We start from the raw sequence: 1,036 nt of genomic DNA, 5'->3' as shown, positions 1-1,036 counted from the left end.
AGAAGGCAATCAGCAGATAGCCGGCAGCGTTGTTGCCGATGAAGATCATCGTCGAATAGAGGACAGCCTTCTTGTGCTAGCGGAGCAGCTCGCCCAGGGGCGCCTTGCTTTCTTCCTTGCGGTCCTGCATCTCCTTGAAGACGGGGCTCTCGGCGACCGCCCGGCGGATCAGGTAGCCGACGATGATCAGCACGATGGAGAGCAGGAACGGCACACGCCAGCCCCAGGATGCGAAGTCTTCCTTGGACATGGACGTGTTGAGGAAGTACAGCAGGCCGGTCGCGAGGATCATGCCGACCGGAACGCCGATCTGCGGGTAGGCGCCGAACAGGCCGCGCCTGCTCTTGGGAGCGTGCTCCACGGCCATCAGGGCGGCGCCGCCCCATTCACCGCCGGCGGAGAAGCCCTGGATGACACGGAGGAGGATAAGCAGAATCGGGGCCCAGACGCCGATCTGCGCATAGGTGGGCAGCATGCCGATCAGGGCCGTGGCGGCGCCCATCATGATCAGGGTGAAGACCAGCATGGCCTTGCGGCCGAGGCGGTCGCCGAGGTGGCCGGCGACGATCGCGCCGAGCGGGCGGAAGAGGAAGCTGATGCCGATCAGGGCGAAGGACAGGATCTGCGCCAGGCCAGGGTTGGAGGCGTTCAGCGGGGCCAGGAACAGCGGCGACAGCAGCGTTGCTGTCAGCTGGGCAAAAATAAAGAAGTCGTACCACTCGATGGTGGTGCCGACCAGTGTCCCGGCGAGAACCTTGCGTTCCTCGTGTTTGCTGCTGGGACCCGCCTCGGAATCTACGGATGAAGTTACGGTCATTGGAACTCCGTTGCTGGGGGCAGAGGTACTGCCCGGGTGGGTGCGAAGTGGATAACTGATGCCTCATGAATTACTGATCGAACGGTCAGTTAGTATCCTGAATACTACTACGAAAGATGTGATAAGGCACACATGTTCCCGGAAAGTGTCTTCCGCGGGTCAGTCGGTGCGGTTGAGCAGCTCGCGGACCCTGGCCCGGACCGGCTCGCGGTCGTAGGT

1 pseudogene is annotated in these 1,036 nt (G+C 62.5%); it reads right to left on the bottom strand.

Going from position 1 to position 1,036, the window contains the following annotated elements:
• Positions 1 to 817, bottom strand: a pseudogene (locus LQV45_RS35385) (MFS transporter); the annotation flags it as partial.
• Between the last annotated feature and the right edge of the window lie 219 nt (positions 818 to 1,036).

It is taken from the genome of Microbacterium sp. Bi128 (assembly GCF_918698205.1).
Note: the sequence above shows the minus strand (reverse complement) of the source record. Positions and strands in the feature narration are given on the sequence as shown.